The following is a 20,971-nucleotide window of genomic DNA, read 5'->3' as shown; positions in this document are numbered from 1 at the left end:
CACACTATCCCGAAGCGCTGTGCCGTGACTGAGTGGTCTTATCGCGCACCGCCCAGAAAGCCACCGCTGACGCCGCCGCGACGTTGAGCGAATCGACTCCCCCGCTCATCGGGATCATCACCGAAGCATCGGCCGCGGCCAACAAAATCGCCATACGGGATCCCGCTTCAACTGGTGCCCTCATCTATTGCTTCCGGTCTTCATCTCCCCCCCCGAGCAAGGTGAGAATCTGCAAGATGATGTGCGAAGGTCGCGACGCTCTCGAGAAAACCTGGATCTCCAGATATTGCTCATTTTCGATGCCAAGGCCTGGCAGGTCATCTTCTCGCAGGCGAACAACCGTGTAACCTGCGGCGAGCAGGTCCAAAGACTTTCGATGGTCCACTTCTACCTTTGCGGCTGGTGAGTGCCAGTAAAAGCCGTCATATTCAATTGCGACTTTCCGATCGCCGTGTTTGGCGAGAATATCAACCGTCCAGCTTTTTCGGGTCGCGAAGACTGGGTCCCGCAAGGATGCACCCGAGCGCACTCCGGTGAAAACCTTCTTGCATTCGGTGAAATGGTCGAGCTCGACCTTGGATTTCCCGGTTTTTCGGCACTCCGGACACTCGGCCCCGGCTGAGCGGGACGGGAGAGAAGCCTCCCAGCAATGCTCGGTGTTTACCGAGCATACCCATTTTGGAGTGAATGGGGTCGACGCAGTGGGGCGGATATGCCAGGCGCTCAGGGGGTTCTCCAGGCTCCACTCAGCGGCTAGGCCTGGATCCACCCAAGCAAGCGAACCGAGAATCGTCTCACAGCAGGGGCATCGCAGGCGGCGGTACTTGTCACGGTCCTTTATGGGCGCTTTCCACTCGTGTCCGCAGCATTCCGCTCTCCACCAGACAGTCCTCTTAGAATCATGTCCGACGGTGTCGGGGTTCCACTTGGACCCGTTGAGCGCGGGATGCCATTGGTCGGCGATCTCTGGCAGAGTCTGCCGCAAAGTCGCTTCGCCCCTCTGTCTTGTGGCGTTGCTGCGGCACGCCGGACAGCCTGCGCTGAGATATGTATAGGGGCTCACCCGGGGGTGGTGTCCCTCGGAGCAGGCAAATCTGCGTAATGCGCCAGAAGCAACCATCACCGCTGAGGCTTCGTCTTCATCGTCCCAGGCGGCCAATAATTCGGCCACGGCACTCACCGGAGTTTCTCGATAGCGCTCATATTCCTCGCGCCTTCGCTGCCGACATTGCGGACAGTCTGGAAGCCTCGTAATCTCTAAGACGGCCGCAGTGAACTTGTGCCCGTGCTCAGGGCACACCCAATGACAGACACGCTGGGCTCGTAGAGTCACGGTCTTGAAGCTAGCGTCGTCGTTGGCTTCATAGTCCCACCATTGCAAAGCATCATTCTCGGAGTCGCACAGGAGGTCTTTCTGCTTCCCGTTGCTCGGCTTCGGGGTGCTCCCCGACTTGGGGTTGCGCTGGCAATTGCAACCCCAGCCAAGGTCACCCGGTCGCCTCGCCTCTTGACGCCCGCACCGCTTGCACCGCGTTATGAGTGCGTGCTCGTAGCTGGCGATCGACGTGAGATCTTCTACCGGTTCGAAGCCGTTTACCTGCAAGAGCTCAGCCAGCTGTTCTCTGTTGACAGGTTTTTCAGAGTAGCCGATCAACGTTGCTTGCGCTCTCCAGAAGCAGCGCCGACAGACAGGTCCGTTCCTGCCTCTCAGTTCAAGAAGGTATTCGAAGCGGTAATCGCATTCCGCGTTGCATCTCAGGCACCGTGTACGCCAGTACTTTTTGGGACCCGAGAATGGAACAACGGGTTCTAAGCCCAGCTCAGCGACAATGTCGTTCAGGCAGTCAGTACACCAGGTCGGCTTAGACATCGTCCTGAAAGCCCCTGGTTTGCCACAATCCTCGGTCGAGCAAAGCTGATCTCCTGCTGCCACGGCTCCTCCCATCATGGATATGAATAGCAATTCTGCCAAAGTGTTACCGAAAGCAGGACCTACCCTGTCAGACAGGTCAGGCCGAACCACAACTAAATATCATGCGGAGCACGTCGGCTGACGACCACAGCACACTAAAGCACCGGAATATTGATAGAGCCCGGCCCTAGTGCATGACGGGTGCCTTGATTTTCAGTCATGATCGATGAGACGCAATACTGGACGTTGATCCGGCATTCCGAGCAGATCCTGTACTTGCGGGATATTGAGCTTCAAGATCTCAGCCAGTTCGGGTACTCCAACCCCATAGTCTCCAGCCAGCGCCACCGCCTTTTTCAATAGTGTCGGGACCTCACCCGCATAGGAGCTAGTCGGATCGGCACCGGAATCGCCAAGCGCCGCTAAACGCTGGTAAGCCCGACGCGCTGACGACTCAGTAGTACGGCCACGCTCAACCATCCGGCGGACTAACGAGTGCGATGAGACACCCCAGGTCCTGCCTAGACGGTCTAGCGCTGACAAATCAAGGCGCTGTGGGAGAACCGCATCGATCGAAGATGTGGGAGTTAGGAAAGCTGCAGCGAATTCGTCAGCTTCTTTTTCGATCAGCGCACTGTGCTCACCACAATCGGCGTGCAATAACAGGTGCCCGATCTCGTGTGCAATCGAAAAGCGGTGGCGAAAGACGTTTTCTATCCTGCGAGGCGTAGTTATGACGAGAGGACGATCCATGATCACCGCTGAGAATGCATCCACCGCGTCAATCTCGCCGGGCGGCCGTACCACTACAACTATGCCGTTGGACTCAGCTGTAGCAACGAGGTGTTTAACAGGCCCGTCGGGCAGTCCCCAGTGCTTGCGTAACGAGTCTGCAGCAGCTGCAGGCGATGCCCCTGCTGCCAACGCAGGAATATCAGCCACAGGAAGTTTCACGTAGCGCTCAAGAGCAAACGTCAGTTCCCACACCATGGCTGCCGTAGCGATTGCTTTTTGTCGATCACTGACGCGGGCGGATCGTAAGCTCCGGAAATGCGCATTCACGGTATCGATACGCGCCAGAGGACGACCCGTACCAAAGAAACCAGGACGAACATTCAGTGTCCGCGCTAACCGGTCAAGCACGTCGGGGCGCGGCGAGTTTACCCCCGCTTCGTATTGGCCAATCGCAGCGGCAGACACCCCAATCTCAACGGCAAGATCCGATTTACTCACCCCGACACGAACCCGAGCCTGGGTCAATCTTGCAGGCTCGAAACGTCCATGAGTGTGCCCGGAACCAGGCAAGTAAAACGGGCTCGGAGTATACTCATGCATCCGGCCGCGTCGCCTCCTGTTTCTGCAGCTCGACTGCTGGCGCAACTGGAATGCCACTATCGAACGACTCGATATCGGATGCAACATCGGCTGTAATGAGCTCCGGTTCCCAAATGACTCTCTGACCGTGAAGCAAAATCTCGCCGGTCACATGGCTAAGTTCAGCGACCGCCCATTCGATCAAACGTAGTTGCCTAGGAGACGACTGCACCATGACGAGCACCAACGGCATCGTGTCGCTTACAACGCGAACAATGCTTTCAAGCTCGGTCTCTTCGTCCGAGTCATCAACCGGGCACGGCTCGGCTAATAGAGCCGGGTCGAAAAGCATCGGATCGGGAGGCGACGCTAAGAAGCCGTTCTTCCGCGTAGGGCTCGACGCGAACGAAGCGACCGAGTCAACGGCACCTGAAACTCTCCACACATAGACGAGACAGTCGTTGATCACAGGAATTTTGTAACCCGCCGGAGCTAGTTTGTGCGACTGGAAGCCGCGCTCCGTTAACGCTTCTCGGACGTCTTCAAGTAGGTCTCGCCACTGGGCTCCAAACGCCATTCCGTACCGCGATCCCGAAATCTGGTGCGCTTCCGCAAAGCGATCATGCCTGGACTTCACGACTTCGACAAGTAGGTCGCGAACGCCATTAGCGTGGACTCCGAGAGCATCGACAGGCGAGTTTGGAACCACGGTGAACCTCCTAGATGAAAATTTGGAATCGCTGCTTAGAACTAACATTGAACTTCAGTATGCCACTCAATTCGAGCACAAACGCTTTATTGCTCCGTTCCGCGTGTCGAGTTCCGTGTCGAGACAAACCGCTACAGGAAAGGATCCCCCGACCTACACTCCTACCAAAACTATTACCAAACCGCTACCGCACCGCCCAGAACGCCACCGCGGAGGCCGCCGCGACGTTGAGCGAATCGACTCCGCCGCTCATCGGGATCATCACCGAGGCATCGGCCGCGGCGAGGGTCGCCGCGCTGAGCCCCTCCCCCTCGGTACCCAGGATCAAGGCGAGCCGCTCCGGCGGGTCCGCCGCCAACTGGTCAAGGCTGAGAGCGTCGTCGGCTAAGGCCAAGGCCACGGTGCGGAAGCCAGCCACCTGGAGTACCCCGAGATCATCGGGCCACTGCGGCAGCCTGGCCCAGGGCACCTGGAACACCGTGCCCATGCTGACCCGGATGCTGCGCCGGTACAGCGGATCCGCGCAGCGCGGGCTGATCAGCACCGCATCGACGTCCAGCGCGGCGGCAGAACGGAAAATCGCACCCAGATTAGTGTGGTCCACGATGTCTTCCAGTACCGCGAGCCGCCGGGCACCAGCCAGCAGACTGCGGAAATCCACCGGCTCGGGCCGGTCCATCGCTGCTAACGCGCCGCGGTGCAAGTGGAAGCCGGTGATTTCCTCGAGCACCGCATCCGAGCCGCAATACACCGGCGTCTCCGGGTGGGCGGCGAAGACATCGGCCAGGCTGTCCAGCCACTTCTCCGCCATGAAGAACGAACGGGGCCGGTGGCCGGCGGCCAACGCCCGGCGCAGCACCTTGGAGCTCTCCGCGATGTACAGCCCTTGTGCGGCTTCGACGCTGCGCCGCAGCTGGGTATCGGTGAGCTTGCCGTAATCTTTGACCCGCGCGTCGTCCGCCGAGTCCAGCCGGATGATCACGCCCAGCCGAAGAGTTTGCCGAGCATGAAGTACAGCGCCACCAGGCCCAGCAGCACGATGAAAGTACGCAGCACCACGGGCTTGAGTTTGCGGCCGATCGTCGAGCCGATGTACCCGCCGATCAGCGAGGAGACCGCAATCACCGCGACCACCGGCCAATCGATCCGGTCGAAGGCGAAAATCAGATAGGACAGCGCCGCCACCACGTTGACCGCGAGCACCAGTACGTTTTTCATCGCATTGGCCGCCTGCATGGTGCCGCTGAGCAGGATGCCGAAGATCCCGACCAGCAGAATTCCCTGGGCCGCGACGAAATAGCCGCCGTAAACGCCGGTGAGGAAAACCAGCACGGTCAGCAGCACCGAATGGCTGGGGCCGGTTCCGCCGTCCCGGCGCCGCCCGGCCACCCAACGCTGCAGTTTCGGCTGGAAAATCACCATCACCAACGCGACCACGATCAAAATCGGCGCCACGATGCCGAACACCGTGGCGGGCAAATGCAGCAGCAGCCAGGCGCCCACGATGCCGCCCAGAATCGAGGCCGGGAGCAGCTTCAGCACCTGGCCGCCGAGGCCCTTGAGTTCTTTGCGGTAGCCCCAAGCGCCGGAGGCGTTTCCGGCGACCAAGCCCATCGCGTTGGAAATGGATGCGGTCACCGGGATTGTGCCCAGAGCGACCAGCACCGGGAAAGTCACCAGAGTCCCGGAACCCACCACCGTGTTGACCGTACCGGCCCAGAGGCCGGCAATCGCGACGAGCACCCCGCTCCACCAGGTCAGGTCGAGCATCAGAGCCCCCGGAGCCTTAGCGCGCTACGGCGCTGAAGCGCCCGTTGTGCCGGGTCACCTCCAGCGCGATGCCGAAAGTTTTGGAGAGGTGTTCTTCAGTGAGCACCTCGGCGATTTCGCCTTGCGCGACCACACCGCCGTCGCGCATCAACAATGCGTGCGTGAAGCCGGGCGGGACCTCTTCGAGATGGTGGGTGACCAGGACGATCGCCGGCGCCGTCGGATCCTCTGCCAAGCCGGTCAGCCGCTGCACCAGGTCTTCCCGCCCGGCCAGGTCCAGGCCGGCGGCCGGCTCGTCCAGCAGCAGGAATTCCGGATCGGTCATCAAGGCTCGGGCGATCTGCACCCGCTTGCGTTCGCCTTCGCTCAATGAGGAGAACGGCCGGTTCAGGAAGGTCGACATGCCCCAGGCGTCCAACAAAGCGAAAGCCCGCCGTTCGTCGTCGCGCTCGTAGCTCTCCCGCCAGCGGCCGGTCACTCCGTATGCCGCGGTCACCACCACGTTGAGCACCTTTTCGTGCTCCGGGATCTGCTTCGCCAGAGCGGCCGAAGCCAAGCCGATCCGGGGCCGCAATTCGAAAACGTCCACCGCGCCCAGGATTTCGTCCAAAATCCCCACCATGCCCGACGTCGGATGCATCCGGGCCCCGGCGATCTGCAGCAAGGTGGTCTTTCCGGCGCCGTTGGGGCCAAGCACCACCCACCGTTCACCTTCTTTGACCGTCCACGAAACATCGTCCAGCATGGTCGTTGTGCCGCGCACAACGCGCACGGAAGCCAATTCGAGAACATCACCCATAGAACAAGACATTAGGCCACGTCATGTATCGAACGCGAACCGTGGCAGTGCGTAGACTGTAGGCCATGCCCGATCGTTACGCCGCATTTTGTTATGCCCCCGAACTGACCGCACAGCAATGCCGTCGATTCGACGAAGCGATCGCCCGGTTCACGGACTCCACCACCGGCCCCAGAGACGGCCGGACGCCGGATTATTCGTTCCACAGCCAGACTCTGGAACTGCCGTCCGAGCAGATCCGGCAAACCCGGGACCTGCTCCGTGGAACCTTCGCCAAAGCACCGGTTTCCACCGCTTTGGTGCCCACCTCCTTGCGCGAAGGCGCCAAGAAATTGATCGTCATGGACGTCGACTCGACGCTGATCCAACAGGAAGTCATCGAACTCCTCGCCGCGCACGCCGGGCGGGCCGAGGAAGTCCGGGCGGTCACCGAAGCAGCCATGCGCGGAGAGCTCGATTTCGAACAGAGCCTGCATGCCCGGGTGCAGACCTTGGCCGGCCTGCCGGAAACCGTATTCGGCGAGGTCCACGAGGCGATCCGATTCTCCCCTGGCGCCGAACGGCTGATCCGCACGGCCCGGGCTGGCGGCCATACAGTTGCCGCAGTCTCCGGCGGGTTCAGCCAAATCCTGGCTCCGATCGCCGCTCGCTTGGGCCTCGATTTCGCCACGGCCAACGATCTGGAAGTCGAGGACGGCCGGCTGACCGGACGGGTCCGAGGCCGAATCATCGATCGCGCGGCCAAGGCGCAGGCGCTCCGGCAATGGAGCGCTGCAGTCGGCATTCCGCTCGGCGCGAGCATCGCGATCGGCGACGGCGCCAACGATCTGGACATGATGTCCGCAGCCGGTTTCAGCGTCGCCTTCAATGCCAAGCCCGCAGTGGTCGAGGCCGCAGATGCCGCGATCTGGCGGCTCGACCTGGTAGTGGACCTGGCCGGCCTCTGACCTTCCGGCACCGACGCCGCAGGCCCGTCCAACTCAGGTGTTCAGTGGGCTCAGACGTCTCTGCCCACTGAACCGGCGAATTGGACGGGCCTGCGGTTGGCGGAGCGGCTATTTGCGGAACGACTCCGCGCCGCCGACGTATTCGGTGTGCCCGGTCGGCAGGTCGGCGGTTACCGCTTTGGCCACTTCGGCGGCGAACTCGGCGACCGAATAGAGCCGTCCGGCATCCGCACGGCGGGCTTCGATGGCACCCGGTTGCGCCCGGTCCAGCAAGGTCGCGGTAATCGTTCCCTCGATCATGTCACCGGAGACCACGACGAAACTGATCCCCTTCGCGTCCATATCCGGGATCAAAGCTCGCAACGCGTCTTCACCGGCGCGCTTGCTGCGCGCCACCGGCTCGTAGGCGTCCATCGTGGCGACGTCGTTGATGAAGTGCGCTTGGTGGCTCGTGATGAATACCACGCGGGATCCTGCCGGCATCACCTCCGCAGCAGCTTCGAGCATCGCCACTTGGGCATCCCGGTTCAAGGCCAAGGCGTAGTCGGAACCCATCGAGGTCTCCATGCCGCCGGATGCGTTGAGCACCAAGTAATCCAGGCCGCCGAAATTCGACACTGCGGCGTCGACCAGGGCTTTGACCCCCTCGGCCGCAGTCAGGTCTGCGCCCACCGCAACCGCCTTGCCGCCGGCGGCTTCGATCTCCGCCACGACCTTGTTCGCGCGCGGCGCCTTCTGCCGGTAGTTGACCACTACGGCTGCACCCTCGGCGGCCAAGAACTTCGCCACATCGGCCCCGATCCCCCGCGAAGAACCGGTGATCAGCGCCGTTTTGCCGGTCAAATCTGCCATTTTGCTGCCTTTCCTGAATGCTTCCTCAAAATCCGTTTGATCCGCCGGGCTCAATGGCCCATGCCCAGTCCGCCGTCGACCGGGATCACCGCACCGGAGATGTAGCCGGCTTCGTCGCTGCTGAGCCAGCGCACCACGTCGGCGACCTCCGAAGCCTCGGCGAACCGCCCGGCCGGAATCGCAGCGAGGTAGTCCCGCTTGGTCTGCTCGGGCAGTTCGTCCGTCATATCGGTCCGGATCATGCCGGGCGCCACCACATTCGCGGTGATGTTGCGCGAGCCGAGTTCCCGGGTCAGCGAACGCGCGATTCCGACCATGCCCGCCTTGGACGCCGAGTAGTTGATCTGGCCGGGCGCGCCGTACAGCCCGGACACCGAGGAAATCAGGATCACCCGTCCCTTGCGCAGCTTGATCATGCCCCGCGATGCGCGCTTGATCACCCGGAAAGCACCGGTGAGATTGGTGTCGATCACCGAGGTGAAATCGTCCTCGCTCATCCGCAGCAACAAGGTGTCCTTGGTGATCCCGGCGTTGGCCACCACGATTTCCACCGGCCCATGCGCGGCTTCGACTGCGCTGAAGGCAGCATCGACGCTGGCTTCGTCGGTGACATCGGCCTGCACGCCCAAGATCCCTTCCGGCAGCTCCGTCTGGCTGCGGAAAGTCACCGCGACCTGGTCCCCGTTGGCCAGGAAAGCCTCGGCGATCGCCAAGCCGATCCCCCGATTTCCGCCAGTGATCAACACACTGCGGCCGTTTGCGGCGTCAGCCATCTCCTGCACCTGTTCCTCTTGTCCGATTCGCTTGCTCGCCTAAGATCCTATCGGTTCCGGGCCCGGGAACTGCCGAGGCGAGGCCGGGCACGCCAAGGGCGCCGCCTGTTTGTCCGCGGACTCAAGCGGTGGGAGAATGGGATGGGCCTGCATCCCGGCCCGACGACGAATCCCGATTCCGTTCAGAACAGACCTCAGTGAGCAGACACCAGACCTTGAGCCAAGGCGACGAAGTAGCGAAGATCACGAGCGCGCACACCGCGCACAGCGAAGACATGCGCGCTCGGATGGTCAAATACGGCGTAGCGATGGGAATCCGCATGGTCTGCCTGGGATTGCTCTTCGTGGTTCCCGGCTGGTGGAAAGTGCTGCCGATCCTCGGCGCCGTGTTCATCCCGTGGTTCGCAGTGATCATCGCCAATGGCGGCGGGGATACGGTCAGCCCGGATGAGAACGCTCTGCTGGACCACGCGCCGCAAGCCGAGCTGCCGGCCGCGGACGAGCCGGCCCCGGAACCCGAACCGGTGCTGCTGCAGGGCGAAGTGGTGCCTGATGCCGAAGCGGATCCGCCGCCGGCCCAGCAGGACGGCGCCGCATGAGTTTCCTGGACAGCCTCGGCACCGCGGACGGGCCGGTCGCCGCACAATGCTCGCGCAAAGGGTGCCGTTCGGGTGCCCGCTGGAATCTGCGCTGGAACAATCCGAAAGTGCACACACCGGAACGGCTCAAGATCTGGTCGGCCTGTGATGAACACCGGGAATGGTTGGAGGACTATTTGAAACTGCGCGGCTTCTTCCGGGACACCGTTGCCATCGACGGCGAAGCGGGGCACTGATGTACCGCTTCCTCTTCAGCAGGCGTTGGCTGGGCTATTTCGTGCTGGCTGCGTTCTTCGCCACGGTCGCCGCAGGTCTGGGCGTCTGGCAGATGGAACGCCGGGCCGAGGTGGTGCAGAACATCACCCGGATCACCAACAACTATTCGGCGGCACCGATCAGTTTCGAAGCCGCGAAACCGGTTTTCAGCCAGTTCGACCAGGCCAAGGAATGGACTCAGGTCCAGCTCACCGGAAGCTATCAGGTGAGCGACCAGCGAGTGGTCCGGAATCGGCCGCTCAACGGCCAACCAGGCTACGAAGTCGTGGTCCCGTTCCGGTTGGTCACCGGCGAGACCGTCATCATCGACCGGGGCTGGTTGCCGATCGGCAACCAGGAAGCCGGCCGCCCGGATCTGATCCCGGAACCGGTGAGCGGCCAGATCACCGTCGTCGGCCGGCTGAAGCCGAGCGAGCCGGAATTGGCCCGGGGTGCGCCCGAGGGGCAGATCGCCTCGATCAACCTGCCGGCCTATGCCCGGGAACTGAGCTATCCGGTGCTCACCGGCGCCTACCTGCAGATGGCCCAGGAAACTCCGGCCGCAGCCCAGAACCCGGCGGGTTTCCTGGTGCCCAGCGTGAATGAAGGCACCAACCTGTCCTACGCCATGCAATGGTTCGCCTTCGGCGTGCTGTTCTTCATAGGCTTCGGCTACATCGCCTTCCAACAGGCCAAGCTCAATCGCTTGGAAGCCGAAGGCGGCCTGCAACCGGAAGACGAGCTGGGTCGCGGCTCGGCATTCCAGAACGCCGCCAAGGCTGCGGCCCGGCGGCACCGCAGGCAAGCCAGCGCGGAGCAGGAAGAGGATGCGATGCTGGATGCCCAGGGCTTCGAGGGCGGTCAGGCTCCGATGCGGACATCGCCGACGCCCCGGCCGCAAGCGGCACGGCCGGAAACCCAGGACACCCTGCGTGGCTGACTCGCCGGGCCCCGGCGCCGAGTTGCCCGATCCGGTCGGCTTGGTGCGCCAGGCCCTGCTGGCTGCCGGCGCCGAAGACCGCATCGTGACGCTCGACGACGGTGTGCCGACCGCCGAGGCCGCGGCCAAGGCGCTCGGTTGCGATCTCGGCTCGATCGCCAACAGCCTGATCTTCGAGTTGGCCGCAGAACCATTGCTGATTGTGGCGAGCGGCGCTGCACGGGTGAACACCGGATTGGTCGCGACCCTGCTCGGTTGCGGCAAAATCCGCCGGGCCAGCCCGGCCTTCGTCTTCGAGCACACCGGCCAGCACGTCGGCGGAGTGGCTCCCTTGGGCCACCCGCGGCCGATCCGCACCATCGTCGACGCCAGTTTGGCCGAACAGCCGATACTCTGGGCCGGTGCCGGCGACCACCTCTCGATGTTTTCCATCGAGTACCCGGAATTGCTCCGGATCACCGGCGCGCAGCCACTGCAAGTGCGCTGAAACCAGGGCCTCAGGCCAGGGTGATCAGGTCCAGGTAGTCTTCGCTCCAGTGGTCTTCCACGCCGTCCGGCAACAAGACCACCCGGTCCGGATTGAGCGCCTCGACCGCGCCTTCGTCGTGACTGACCAAAACCACTGATCCGGTGTAATTGCGCAGCGCGCCGAGGATCTCCTGCCGGCTGGCCGGATCCAGGTTGTTGGTGGGCTCATCGAGCAGCAGCACATTTGCGCTCGAGGCCACGATCGTCGCCAGCGCCAGCCGGGTCTTCTCGCCGCCGGAGAGCACCCCGGCCGGCTTCTCGACGTCGTCGCCGGAGAACAGGAAGGAACCCAGGATCCCGCGCACTTCGGCGTCCCGGAGCTCGGGCGCTGCCGAACGCATGTTTTCCAAGACGCTGCGATCAGTGTCCAAAGTTTCGTGTTCCTGGGCGTAATACCCGATCTTCAGGCCGTGCCCGGGCAGCACCGTTCCGGTGTCCGGCTTGTCGACTCCGGCGAGCATCCGCAGCAAGGTGGTCTTGCCTGCGCCGTTCAGGCCCAGCACCACGACCTTGGTCCCGCGGTCGATCGCCAAATCGACGTCGGTGAAGATCTCCAGCGAACCGTAGGACTTGCTCAGCCCCTCCGCGGTCAGCGGGGTCTTGCCGCACGGCGCCGGATCCGGGAAGCGCAACGCGGCGACCCGGTCGGAGGTCCGTTCCTCCGCCAGGCCGGCCAGCATCCGTTCGGCCCGGCGGGCCATGTTCTGCGCAGCAACGGCCTTGGTCGCTTTGGCCCGCATCTTGTTGGCCTGATCGATCAGCACGGTGGCTTTTTTCTCCACGTTGATGCGTTCCCGTTTGCGGGCGCGCTCATCGGTCTCGCGCTGTTCCAAGTACTTTTTCCAGCCCAAGTTGTACTGGTCGATCGTGGCCCGGTTGGCATCCAGGTGGAAGACCTTGTTCACGGTCGCTTCCAGTAGTTCCACGTCGTGGCTGATCACGATCAGGCCGCCTTGGTGGTTCTTCAGGAAATCCCGGAGCCAGGTGATGGAATCCGCGTCCAAGTGGTTGGTCGGCTCGTCCAGGAGCATGGTCTCGGCACCGGAAAAGAGGATTCGGGCCAGCTCCACCCGACGGCGCTGGCCACCGGAGAGGGTACGCAGCGGCTGGTTCAGGATCCGTTCGGGCAACGCCAGGTTGGACGAGATCGCAGCGGCTTCGGACTCCGCGGCGTAACCTCCGTTGGCCAGGAATTCCTGTTCCAGACGGTCGTAGCGCGCCATCGCCTTGTCCCGGACTTTGTCGTCCTCGGAGGCCATTTCGGCTTCGGCGGTACGGAGCTTGGTCACCACCTTGTCCAAATCACGGGCGGCCAGGATCCGGTCCCGGGCCAACTGCTCCATATCCGGAGTCCGCGGGTCCTGGGGCAGGTAGCCGATCTCGCCACTGCGGGTCACTTTGCCGGCGGCCGGCAAGCCCTCGCCGGCCAGCACTCGGGTCAGCGTGGTTTTACCGGCGCCATTGCGTCCGACCAAACCGATTTTGTCGCCCTTGTCGATCCGGAAGGACACCTCATCCATCAACAGGCGCGCACCAGCGCGCAACTCAAGGTCTTGGACGGTAATCACAGTGATTTCCTTAGCGGTGGGGAGTTGGGCGGCGGCGCGGTGTGCGGTGCGGAACACGACGACGGGCACGCAAAAGCTTGTCCAGTCTACGCTGCCGACCGAGCACCGGCACAACGCGGCCACCGGCCATCCCACAACAGCCTTTTCCCTGGGCCACAATACGCGCACAGCACAGATTGCCACGTTCGAATGAACCTGATTCTCCGGACAGCACGTCGGCGCCGAACCACCGAACGAGTCGAGCGGTGGCCGCATCGGCCCGGAACGCGCGGCCATTGGACAACATGAACTCTCCGCTCAAACTCGCTTTATCCGGAGCTTTGCTCTTGGCCCTCCTGTTGGTTGTGGGGTTATATTCCATGCTCGCAGCGCAGGTTTCGGCTCCGGAACCCACCACACCAGCGACCCAGGCCGAGCCAGAGCAATCGTCCCTCGCAGAGAAACTGCAGGCCGCCATCGTGTCCCAGAATTTCACCGAAGTCTTGGACACCGAGGCTCCGCTGGACACCGAGGCTCCGCTGGACGCCGAGGTGCTAGACCCCTCGGCCCCGGTGGCTGCCGCTAATGTTCTGACCAGCCCCGCCTACTCGGACGGCCTGGTGCTCCCCATCGACCAGAATTTCTCCACCGGCACCGCCGTGACCTGGACCGATTGGGACGAAGCGCTCTGGGCCGACAACGGCGGTCTGGGCGGCACCGCACTGCTGCCCGGCTCCGCGGAACCGGAAACCGAGTTCATGATCCCCTACCCCGGGTCGCAGCTGAAGCTGCTGGTCGCCTTCGGGGTCCTCCGTTTGGTCGATCAGGGCGCTATCTCGCTCGACGACGTCTACGACTATGCGCCGCAGGGACCCAGTACCGACTGCGTCGGAGCTTCATCGCAACCGATCAGCAGTTTCTTCAGCCAGATGATCACCTATTCGGACAATTACGCCACTTGGGCCCTGATCAAGCTGCTGTACGATGAGGACCCAGTTGATCCGCTCAATGCCGAGTTCCGGGCATTGGGTCTCGGCATGCTCCAGCTCACCGGAACCGATCCGCAGACCGGGGACATCGTGTTGCCGGGCATCGGCGACTTCGGATCCGACGTGCAGCCTTGCAATGATCAGGCCGAGGTTACCTTCGCGCACAAGAACGGCTGGACCGAGATCAATAGCTCCGATGCCGGCATCGTCGAATCCCTGCCCGGCGAAACCGAACGGAACTACATCATCGCCTTCACCTCCAACCTCGGTTCCCGGTACATCGACGCCGATCGACCGCTGGCCGAGGCAGGCGAGCCGCCGATTCAGAACACGGAGAAGATCGGGCAATTCGGCGCGCAAATCGACCAGATCATGACCACCCGCGCGGAGTCCGAACCGCCGGTGCTGCTCGACGGCGCCAATGCGGCCCGCGAAACCGAGGACGGCCGGCCTGCGGTTTCGGCAATACCTCCGGATGCCGCACTGCCGAAACTCGGCAGCGCGGCATCCGGATACCGGTCCGCCTCGGCTAGGCCGCGGCTCCCCGGCTCCGCCGCACCAAGACCATGGCCAGGCTGCCGAGTAGCAGCATCGCGGTGCCGATGCCGCCGAACGCCCAAACCATGCCGCCGGCACCGGTCACGGCCAGGTCCGGGTTCGGGCCCGCCGCCCCGGCACCGGCAGCCGGTGCACCGCCGTCGCTGCCCGTCGGCTGCAACACCGGCGGCTGCAGCTTCGCGGTAACCTGGAACCCGCTTTCGACGGCGGTTCCGTCAGCCGCCACCGCCACGATCTTGTGGCTGCCGGGCTCGGCGTCCTCGGGAATCGCGAAGCTCTTGCTGAAGGTGCCGTCCGCGCCGACCGTGACATTTCCCAGGTCGACCGGAGTCGAATGGAACTGCAACGCCAGGACCGAACCGGCGTCGAATCCGCTTCCGGTCACGGTCTGCTCAGTTCCGGCCGGCAAGCTCGGCTTCACGACGTTGAGCACCGGCGGCGCCTTGGTCACGGTCAGCACGCCCGGCGCCACCGGAATCTTGCGATTCACGTCTTCGGTTCCGACCAACGCCAATCCGTACTGACCGGCGTTGAGCGAGGCCGGCAGGGTCACAGGAATCTGCAATCGACCGTCTGCATCCGCGGGGTACTGCTTCGCCGCGGCGTCGGCGGGCAGCTCCGCGCCGTCCGCGGCAGTCAGCGCAAACCGGTAGGCCGCGCCGCGCACCAAACCGCTCGCGGTCAGCTGAACCGCCTCCTTGGCTCCGACCACCGCAGCCGCCGGGGCGATCGTCGGCACCGGCCGGTTCGCAGTATCCACCCGGCATTGGTTGCCGACCACGTTCTTGTCCATGTCGATCGGGCGCTGGCTCAGATCGAGCACCTGGATTCCGGTTTTGCCGGGCAGATCCGTGCGGACCGTGAGGTCCTTCAAATAGGTCTCGGCGATCTGGTTGGCGCAGGTGATGTTCCGGCCGAGGGCGATGTGCTGCGGGTTCTCGACGGTCAGCAAACTGGCGCCCAGCCCTTTGGCCATCACCACGCCGCCCACGTAGGGCGTCGCCGGGTCGTGCGAGGAGGCCACGACCAAGATGTTCGGCAACGCCTTCACCGACTGGGCCAAGGCTTTCTGATTTTTCGTGTGGTAGAAATCGCACCAGCCGAAACTGCTGTCCAATCCGTCGCGCTGCACCCCGGTGGCCGCGTCGTTGCCCGGGTTTTTGTAGGGCGCAGCCGCATAGGACCCCTTTGCCGTGATATCGGTCGCGTCCGCGGTGAAGTTCTGGCAGGCAATGGTCGGGAAAGTGGCCACCACGAAGAAGGGGTACGAGCTCTTGCCATCCCAGCTGTAATAGCCGTCGCTGAGCTCGAACAGGTCCTTGACGTCTCCGCCTTCCTTGGCCGCGGCCAGCCCGGCGTTCAACTGGGCCCAGTTGCTCGACCCGTAGAGCGCGCCGGTGGTGGCTTGGGTGAAGTCTTTGAAGCTCAACGGCCGGTTGAGTGACTCGCTGTAGTAGGTGGTGCCGCCGAAGGCCTTCTGCGCAATCGCTTGGTAGGCACCGATCAGGGTCGCCCGGTCCGCATTCGTGCCTAGGGCGCAGGGCACCTTCGTGCCGCCGAAGTCGAAGCCGTCGTCTTGCGCACATTTGGCCGCGAATTGGTTGAAGGTGTCCTGGAAACCCCGGTCCTGGGCATAGGGATCGGCTTTCGGATGCCCGGTGATGTCTTGGAACTTGGCTGCTTCCGCCGGGTTGTTCTCGAACGGGTTCTCGGGCGAGTCGAGGATCATCGCCCGGGTGCTCTCCGGGAATTCCTGGGCGTAGGTGTAGCCGACGCCGGTTCCGTCCGATCCGCCCTGATAGCTCAGTTTGGCATTTCCGAGGACCGACCGGATCACATCCATGTCGCGGGCTTCATCGTCCACGCTCACCTTGGGCAAGTAGGTTTCGGCGCTGAACTTCGTGCCGTCCGGATTCAGGAAGCCCAAGCCCGTGTTGGTGTAGCAGGCTTCCGTGTTGGCCCGGTTGATCTGGTCCAGCTTGGCCAAACCTTCGGTGGTGCTGGCCAGCCCGTCCATCCCCTCGGACTGGGCCTGCAGGAACTTGTCCGTGGCGCACCGGATCTGCGGCAACGAAGCACCGGCGCCCCGGGTGTCCACGCCGACGATGTCGTAATCGGCCAACGAGTTCCGGTACTGGCCGGCCCATTGTCCGGTGAATGGCAAAGACGGCTGCCCCGGCCCGCCCGCATTTCCGAACAATGCGTGCTTGGGCTTGCCGTCCGCGCCCAGGCCGGTGGAGGCTTTGGCCACGGCGATCGCTGCGGTCGGCCCGGAGGGGTTTTTGTAGTCGACCGGCACGATCACGTAAGCGCAGCTGGCAGCCAATCCTTTGGACGGGTCGCGTTGCGCCAAATAATCGATCCAGCCCCGGAAGTTCGAAGCATCGAAGGGGGTGCAGGAACCCCAGGAGACCTTTTGCGCGTAAAACTCGTCGAGCCCGGCCGGCACCGCACCGGTGCTCGTGCCGCCGCTGACCGGACGGGTGAACTTGAAGCTCCCGGCCGAACCGGGCACAGCGAACTGCTGCGCACTGTCCGGGAGGCCTTGATCGGCCGGCATCTTTTCGCCCTGGATTATCGGATCACTCGGGTCCAGTGGCAACCGCCGACCGGCATCCGCAGTCTTCCCCGGAGCCGTGGTTTTCGAGGACGCGGAGGCTCCGGGAGCCCAGGTGGCTATCGATTGGCGGGACAGCAGTCCTTCTGCGCTGAGCGCCTGGGGCAGGGCCGGGCGCGCTGCCGGGGCCGTCGCAGTGGGCGCGCCCGGACCGGCGACTGCGGCGCCCGCTCCGGACAGCACACTGGCGGACAGGATGACTAAACCGATCAAGCTCGCCGGCGCAGTCTTTTTCAAGATCTTGCTCAAGAACGCTCCCCTTGGTTGTGCCCGGGCTGACGACGGCGATTGCCTGGTTGAGCCCGCGACATGGTCGCAAATGATGGTGGAATCGATTTCAAACGCCAGAAGAACAACCGGCGAAGATTCCGAAGCACGATGATTCCGTGTTCCAGGTCACAGGTCAATGGCTTTACACATTATTAACAAGAACGGATCGCATCGAGCCCGCTCGGCCACCCGGCCAGGTCCGCTGTATCATCATTGAACTACGTTCAATGAGTTCGATCCGCACCATCCGTTGCCGGCCGCGAACCGGCAAACCGGGAATCAGCGATTCCCGGCCAGCCAGCCCAGGAGTCCCCTTGACGCAGCATCCGACCCCGCTCAGCACTCCGGCCCGTACCGCGGTCGCCGGCCGATCGGTCCGCCGTCGCTGGGGCGCCCAGGACCTGTCGCTGATCGCGGTCTTCGCCGCCCTGCTGGTAGTCGCCGCGGTGGTGCCGCCGCTGCAGATCGGAAACGTGCTCAGCGTGCCCCTGACGCTGCAGACCTTGATCATCACACTGACCGGGTTGCTCCTGGGCGCCGGCCGCGCCTTCGCCGCCGTCGGCCTCTACACCCTGCTGGGCCTGCTCGGCCTGCCGATCTTTTCCGGATTCCGCGGCGGCCTGGCGATCCTGGCCGGCCCGAGCGCCGGCTACATCCTGAGCTTCCCGTTGGCTGCGGCGCTGGTCGGGCTGCTCGCCGGAATCGTCATCCGGCGGAATCTGCGGGCCCGGGCGCTCTGGCTCGGCATTGCCGGCATTGCCGGCCTGCTGCTCAACCACGCGCTCGGCATCGTCGGTATGATGCTCAACGGCAAGCTCGGCCTGACCGCGGCGATCACTGCCGATGCGGTCTTCATCCCGGGCGACCTGGTGAAAATCGCGCTCGCGGTGCTGCTCGCGTTGAGCCTGCACCGGGCATTCCCCCAGCTGCTGCGGAACCGCTGAATGCCGATCGAATTCAGCGCGGCGACCGTCCACGTACCGGCCGCTGATGCGGCGGCGGACCTGGAGCTGCTGGCCCCGACTTCGCTGCACCTGACCGAAAACCGGATCGCGGTGATCGGCGCGAACGGCTCTGGCAAGTCGACGCTGCTCCGGTTGGTCAATGGCCTGGTCCGGCCCAGCGCCGGTTCAGTCACGGTCAACGGTCTGGACACCGCCAAGGACGGACCCGCGGTTCGCCGCTCGGTGGGGTTCATGTTCACCGACCCGCTCTCGCAATTGGTCATGCCCACACCTCTGGAGGACGTCGAGCTTTCCCTGCGACGGCAATACCCGGACCGGACGGCCCGACGGGCGGCCGCCGAATCCTGGCTGGCGCGGTTCGGTTTGCTCGGGCTTGCCGGCAACAGCGTCTATTCGCTCTCCGGCGGCGAACGCCAGCTGGTCGCCCTGACCAGCGTCCTGGCCGTGCGGCCGGAGGTGCTGGTCCTGGACGAACCGACGACGCTGCTGGACCTGGCCAACACGCACCGGCTTCGGCAGCTGCTCGGCGGCCTGGATCAACAAATTGTCTTCGCGACCCATGACTTGGACTTCGCTGCCGGTGCCGACCGGCTTTTGTGGGTGGACCGGGGAAGCATCGCCTTCGACGGCGCCCCCGGGCCGGGCATCGAACGCTACCGCGAACTGGCCGGTTCTGAGATTTGGCCGCGGCAGGAGTCCTGAATGCGAGGGCACAGTTTTCTGATCGGGCAGTACCAGGCGGGAAACTCCTGGCTGCACCGGACCCCGTATCTGGTCAAACTGCTGGGCATGGCCGCCGTCGGCGCGCTTTGTTACCTGCTCCCGCTGCTCTGGCCGCCCGGCTGGTTGCCAGTGTTGCTGTTGCTTGCCGGTTTGGTGGCCTGCTACCCGCTGGCCGGACTGTCCTGGCGCAGCCTTATGGGCTCGCTGAAGCTGCTTTGGCCGGTCTTGGTTTTCCTGGCCGGATACCAGTTCTGGAGCAAAGGCTGGACCGAAGGCTGGCCCGTCGCGGTGAACCTCGTCGCGGTCTTGCTCAGCTGCGTCTACGCGGCCGGCCTGCTCAGCCTCAGCACCCCGGTGCAGGAAGTTCTCGACGGCTTGGCTGCGCTGGTCCGGCCACTGCGACCGCTCGGCGTGGACGATGAGAAGTTCGCGCTCACCGTGAGCATCATGTTCCGCAGCATCCCCTACCTCTTGGGCTCCTATGCCGACGTCCACGACGCTGCCAAGGCCCGTGGCCTGGAGCGCTCGATCCGTGCCCATGTGCTGCCTACCGTGATCGCCACGGTGGGCTTGGCGCAATCCACCGGCGAAGCGCTCGCCGCCCGCGGCTTGGGCGACTAGCGGCTTGGGCGACTAGCTGCTCGGCTGACCGGCGTCCCCCGCGTTCAGCGCTTCCCAGCACCAGCGCGTGGCCAGCCCGAGGCCGCCGGCAATGCTGATCGCGGCGATCGACTCCGTTCCCGGTCCGCGTTCGGCTGACTGTCCGAACAGGCGCAGCACCTGCAGGGCACCGGAAGCAGCATAGGGGTGGCCGAGCGCCAAAGCCCCGCCACTGAGGTTGAGCTGCTGCTCGGGCACACCGAGCAGATCTGCACAGGCGAGCACCTGGGCGGCGAAGGCTTCGGTGATTTCGATCAATCCCGCAGCCCGAACACCACCCAGTTTCCGGATCGCCTCCGCGGCTCCGATTCCGGGGAGATTCGGATCCACTCCCGCGGCTGCCGCGGAGCGGAACACCAATCCGCCGGCGTAGCCCAGCGCTTCAGCCCGACGCCGGGAAAGCACCAACAAGGCCACTGCCCCGTCGGCGTCCTGACAGGAATTGCCCGCGGTCACGGTGCCGCCTGGGACGAACGCGGCGGGGAATCGGGCCAGCACCGAAGCCGTCATCCGGCCGCGTGGGCATTCGTCTGCCGCCGGACCCGAAATCTCGGCACGGAATCCGGCGGCCGAGGCCGCGGCGAGCTGATGGCTGCGCAAGGCGAAGGTGTCCTGACGTTCCCGGCTGATGCCGAAGGCCCCGGCGACATTCTCCGCACCGACGCCCATGTCCGGATCACCCAGTTCGGCGGGCGCGAACCGGGCCCGGTCGAAGAATTCCAAGCTGCCGTCCGCGCGCCGGTTCGCCCTGGCCGGAGCCGTGCTGATGCTCTCGACGCCACCGGCCAGATACGCGGATCCGGCGCCGGCTTGGATCAGCCGGCAGGCCTGGATCACCGCTTCGAGTCCGGAGCCGCATTGCCGGTCTACGGTCACGCCCGGAACCTGGACCGGCAGTCCGGCGCGCAGGCTCGCCAGCCGGGCCAGGTTCCCGCCCCCGCCCACGGCATTGCCGATCAGCACGTCATCCGGGGCACCGGGCAATGCCGCGGCCAGTTCAGTGAGCAACGGGGCCAGCAGTTCGGCTGCGCCCAATCCCGCGTGCAGGCCACCGACCCGGCCGAATGCGGTGCGCCGGGCTGCAACGACGACCGCGGTCCGGTCAGCCGATTCGCCGGACACGCTGGTCTCCCCGGGCGATCCATTCCGCGAACTGCGCCCGGTTGAGCTTTCCGGAGGATCCGAGCGGCAGTTCCCGCAGTTCGAAGAACAAGCCGGGGATCTTGTATTCGGCCAGGACCCCG

19 protein-coding genes and 2 pseudogenes are annotated in these 20,971 nt (G+C 64.2%); 9 read left to right on the top strand and 12 right to left on the bottom strand.

Annotated features, from left to right (window positions below):
* Positions 1–4: 4 nt before the first annotated feature.
* The 7 genes and pseudogenes from JOE69_RS00105 to JOE69_RS00075 form a co-directional block, all read right to left on the bottom strand.
* Positions 5–142: pseudogene (locus JOE69_RS00105) on the bottom strand (TrmH family RNA methyltransferase); the annotation flags it as partial.
* A gap of 42 nt (positions 143–184) precedes the next feature.
* Positions 185–1,870: a zinc-ribbon domain-containing protein gene (locus tag JOE69_RS17910; protein WP_510183257.1), complete on the bottom strand. Its 1,686-nt coding sequence runs from the start codon at positions 1,868–1,870 to the stop codon at positions 185–187.
* Between the two features lie 255 nt (positions 1,871–2,125).
* The gene (locus JOE69_RS00095; RefSeq protein WP_309795015.1) at positions 2,126–3,172 is read right to left on the bottom strand and encodes an XRE family transcriptional regulator; all 1,047 of its coding nucleotides are present in this window, start codon (positions 3,170–3,172) and stop codon (positions 2,126–2,128) included.
* 67 nt (positions 3,173–3,239) lie between these two features.
* Positions 3,240–3,578: a hypothetical protein gene (locus tag JOE69_RS00090; protein ID WP_309795013.1), complete on the bottom strand. Its 339-nt coding sequence runs from the start codon at positions 3,576–3,578 to the stop codon at positions 3,240–3,242.
* Between the two features lie 541 nt (positions 3,579–4,119).
* The gene (locus JOE69_RS00085; RefSeq protein ID WP_309801060.1) at positions 4,120–4,923 is read right to left on the bottom strand and encodes a TrmH family RNA methyltransferase; all 804 of its coding nucleotides are present in this window, start codon (positions 4,921–4,923) and stop codon (positions 4,120–4,122) included.
* Positions 4,914–5,705 (bottom strand): sulfite exporter TauE/SafE family protein, encoded by a 792-nt coding sequence (locus JOE69_RS00080; RefSeq protein WP_374709655.1) that lies wholly within the window; start codon positions 5,703–5,705, stop codon positions 4,914–4,916. The genes JOE69_RS00085 and JOE69_RS00080 overlap by 10 nt, the downstream gene beginning before the upstream one ends.
* A 16-nt stretch (positions 5,706–5,721) precedes the next feature.
* Positions 5,722–6,504, bottom strand: a complete 783-nt coding sequence (locus JOE69_RS00075) for an ABC transporter ATP-binding protein (protein WP_309795010.1) — start codon at positions 6,502–6,504, stop codon at positions 5,722–5,724.
* Between the two features lie 65 nt (positions 6,505–6,569).
* Between JOE69_RS00075 and serB the strand changes: the two genes are divergently transcribed.
* A complete protein-coding gene (gene serB / locus JOE69_RS00070) occupies positions 6,570–7,451 on the top strand; it encodes a phosphoserine phosphatase SerB (protein ID WP_309795009.1) in 882 nt (293 codons plus the stop codon).
* Between the two features lie 108 nt (positions 7,452–7,559).
* Here serB and JOE69_RS00065 read toward each other — a convergent pair whose 3' ends face one another.
* A complete protein-coding gene (locus JOE69_RS00065; RefSeq protein ID WP_309795007.1) occupies positions 7,560–8,303 on the bottom strand; it encodes an SDR family oxidoreductase in 744 nt (247 codons plus the stop codon).
* A gap of 50 nt (positions 8,304–8,353) precedes the next feature.
* Positions 8,354–9,076 carry a 3-oxoacyl-ACP reductase FabG gene (gene fabG / locus JOE69_RS00060; protein WP_309795005.1) on the bottom strand — a complete coding sequence of 241 codons (723 nt, stop codon included), beginning with the start codon at positions 9,074–9,076 and terminating at the stop codon, positions 8,354–8,356.
* 197 nt (positions 9,077–9,273) lie between these two features.
* Here fabG and JOE69_RS00055 point away from each other — a divergent pair, with 197 nt between their 5' ends.
* Genes JOE69_RS00055 through JOE69_RS00040 form a run of 4 tightly spaced genes read left to right on the top strand, consistent with a single transcriptional unit; the run spans position 9,274 to position 11,357 of the window.
* Positions 9,274–9,675: a DUF3099 domain-containing protein gene (locus JOE69_RS00055; RefSeq protein WP_296361725.1), complete on the top strand. Its 402-nt coding sequence runs from the start codon at positions 9,274–9,276 to the stop codon at positions 9,673–9,675.
* Positions 9,672–9,911, top strand: coding sequence for a hypothetical protein (locus tag JOE69_RS00050; protein WP_309795002.1), 240 nt, complete (start codon positions 9,672–9,674; stop codon positions 9,909–9,911). The genes JOE69_RS00055 and JOE69_RS00050 overlap by 4 nt, the downstream gene beginning before the upstream one ends.
* Complete coding sequence (locus tag JOE69_RS00045) at positions 9,911–10,870, top strand: SURF1 family cytochrome oxidase biogenesis protein (protein ID WP_309795001.1); 960 nt, start codon at positions 9,911–9,913, stop codon at positions 10,868–10,870. The genes JOE69_RS00050 and JOE69_RS00045 overlap by 1 nt, the downstream gene beginning before the upstream one ends.
* Positions 10,863–11,357, top strand: coding sequence for a YbaK/EbsC family protein (locus JOE69_RS00040; RefSeq protein ID WP_309794999.1), 495 nt, complete (start codon positions 10,863–10,865; stop codon positions 11,355–11,357). The genes JOE69_RS00045 and JOE69_RS00040 overlap by 8 nt, the downstream gene beginning before the upstream one ends.
* A gap of 10 nt (positions 11,358–11,367) precedes the next feature.
* Here the strand turns inward: JOE69_RS00040 and JOE69_RS00035 are convergent, their stop codons facing one another.
* The gene (locus JOE69_RS00035; RefSeq protein WP_296362094.1) at positions 11,368–12,966 is read right to left on the bottom strand and encodes an ABC-F family ATP-binding cassette domain-containing protein; all 1,599 of its coding nucleotides are present in this window, start codon (positions 12,964–12,966) and stop codon (positions 11,368–11,370) included.
* Positions 12,967–13,325: 359 nt separating this feature from the next.
* Between JOE69_RS00035 and JOE69_RS00030 the strand changes: the two genes are divergently transcribed.
* On the top strand, positions 13,326–14,678 hold the full coding sequence (locus JOE69_RS00030; RefSeq protein WP_309794997.1) for a serine hydrolase: 1,353 nt from the start codon (positions 13,326–13,328) through the stop codon (positions 14,676–14,678).
* A gap of 682 nt (positions 14,679–15,360) precedes the next feature.
* Here the strand turns inward: JOE69_RS00030 and JOE69_RS00025 are convergent.
* Positions 15,361–17,052 (bottom strand): annotated as a pseudogene (locus JOE69_RS00025) (alpha/beta fold hydrolase); the annotation flags it as partial.
* Between the two features lie 641 nt (positions 17,053–17,693).
* Here JOE69_RS00025 and JOE69_RS00020 point away from each other — a divergent pair.
* From JOE69_RS00020 to JOE69_RS00010, 3 genes are read left to right on the top strand one after another with little or no spacing between them, the layout of a single operon-like run.
* Positions 17,694–18,323, top strand: coding sequence for a biotin transporter BioY (locus JOE69_RS00020; protein ID WP_309794995.1), 630 nt, complete (start codon positions 17,694–17,696; stop codon positions 18,321–18,323).
* On the top strand, positions 18,324–19,046 hold the full coding sequence (locus tag JOE69_RS00015; protein WP_309794993.1) for an energy-coupling factor ABC transporter ATP-binding protein: 723 nt from the start codon (positions 18,324–18,326) through the stop codon (positions 19,044–19,046). It begins immediately after the preceding gene.
* Complete coding sequence (locus JOE69_RS00010; RefSeq protein ID WP_309794992.1) at positions 19,047–19,688, top strand: energy-coupling factor transporter transmembrane component T family protein; 642 nt, start codon at positions 19,047–19,049, stop codon at positions 19,686–19,688. It begins immediately after the preceding gene.
* A 12-nt stretch (positions 19,689–19,700) separates the two neighbouring features.
* Here JOE69_RS00010 and JOE69_RS00005 read toward each other — a convergent pair whose 3' ends face one another.
* Positions 19,701–20,849: a thiolase family protein gene (locus JOE69_RS00005; protein ID WP_309794990.1), complete on the bottom strand. Its 1,149-nt coding sequence runs from the start codon at positions 20,847–20,849 to the stop codon at positions 19,701–19,703.
* Positions 20,850–20,971 lie beyond the last annotated feature (122 nt).

It is taken from the genome of Arthrobacter russicus (assembly GCF_031454135.1).
GTDB lineage: Bacteria > Actinomycetota > Actinomycetes > Actinomycetales > Micrococcaceae > Renibacterium > Renibacterium russicum.
This window is presented reverse-complemented; position numbering and strand designations above follow the sequence as displayed.

Coding starts and splice junctions, on each gene's coding strand:
- JOE69_RS00080 (WP_374709655.1), bottom strand. CDS start 5,705: ATGCTCGACCTGACCTGGTGGAGCGGGGTGCTCGTCGCGATTGCCGGC.
- JOE69_RS00090 (WP_309795013.1), bottom strand. CDS start 3,578: ATGCTTTTCGACCCGGCTCTATTAGCCGAGCCGTGCCCGGTTGATGAC.
- JOE69_RS00015 (WP_309794993.1), top strand. CDS start 18,324: ATGCCGATCGAATTCAGCGCGGCGACCGTCCACGTACCGGCCGCTGAT.
- JOE69_RS00075 (WP_309795010.1), bottom strand. CDS start 6,504: ATGGGTGATGTTCTCGAATTGGCTTCCGTGCGCGTTGTGCGCGGCACA.
- JOE69_RS17910 (WP_510183257.1), bottom strand. CDS start 1,870: ATGTCTAAGCCGACCTGGTGTACTGACTGCCTGAACGACATTGTCGCT.
- JOE69_RS00010 (WP_309794992.1), top strand. CDS start 19,047: ATGCGAGGGCACAGTTTTCTGATCGGGCAGTACCAGGCGGGAAACTCC.
- JOE69_RS00050 (WP_309795002.1), top strand. CDS start 9,672: ATGAGTTTCCTGGACAGCCTCGGCACCGCGGACGGGCCGGTCGCCGCA.
- JOE69_RS00045 (WP_309795001.1), top strand. CDS start 9,911: ATGTACCGCTTCCTCTTCAGCAGGCGTTGGCTGGGCTATTTCGTGCTG.
- serB (WP_309795009.1), top strand. CDS start 6,570: ATGCCCGATCGTTACGCCGCATTTTGTTATGCCCCCGAACTGACCGCA.
- JOE69_RS00065 (WP_309795007.1), bottom strand. CDS start 8,303: ATGGCAGATTTGACCGGCAAAACGGCGCTGATCACCGGTTCTTCGCGG.
- fabG (WP_309795005.1), bottom strand. CDS start 9,076: ATGGCTGACGCCGCAAACGGCCGCAGTGTGTTGATCACTGGCGGAAAT.
- JOE69_RS00030 (WP_309794997.1), top strand. CDS start 13,326: ATGCTCGCAGCGCAGGTTTCGGCTCCGGAACCCACCACACCAGCGACC.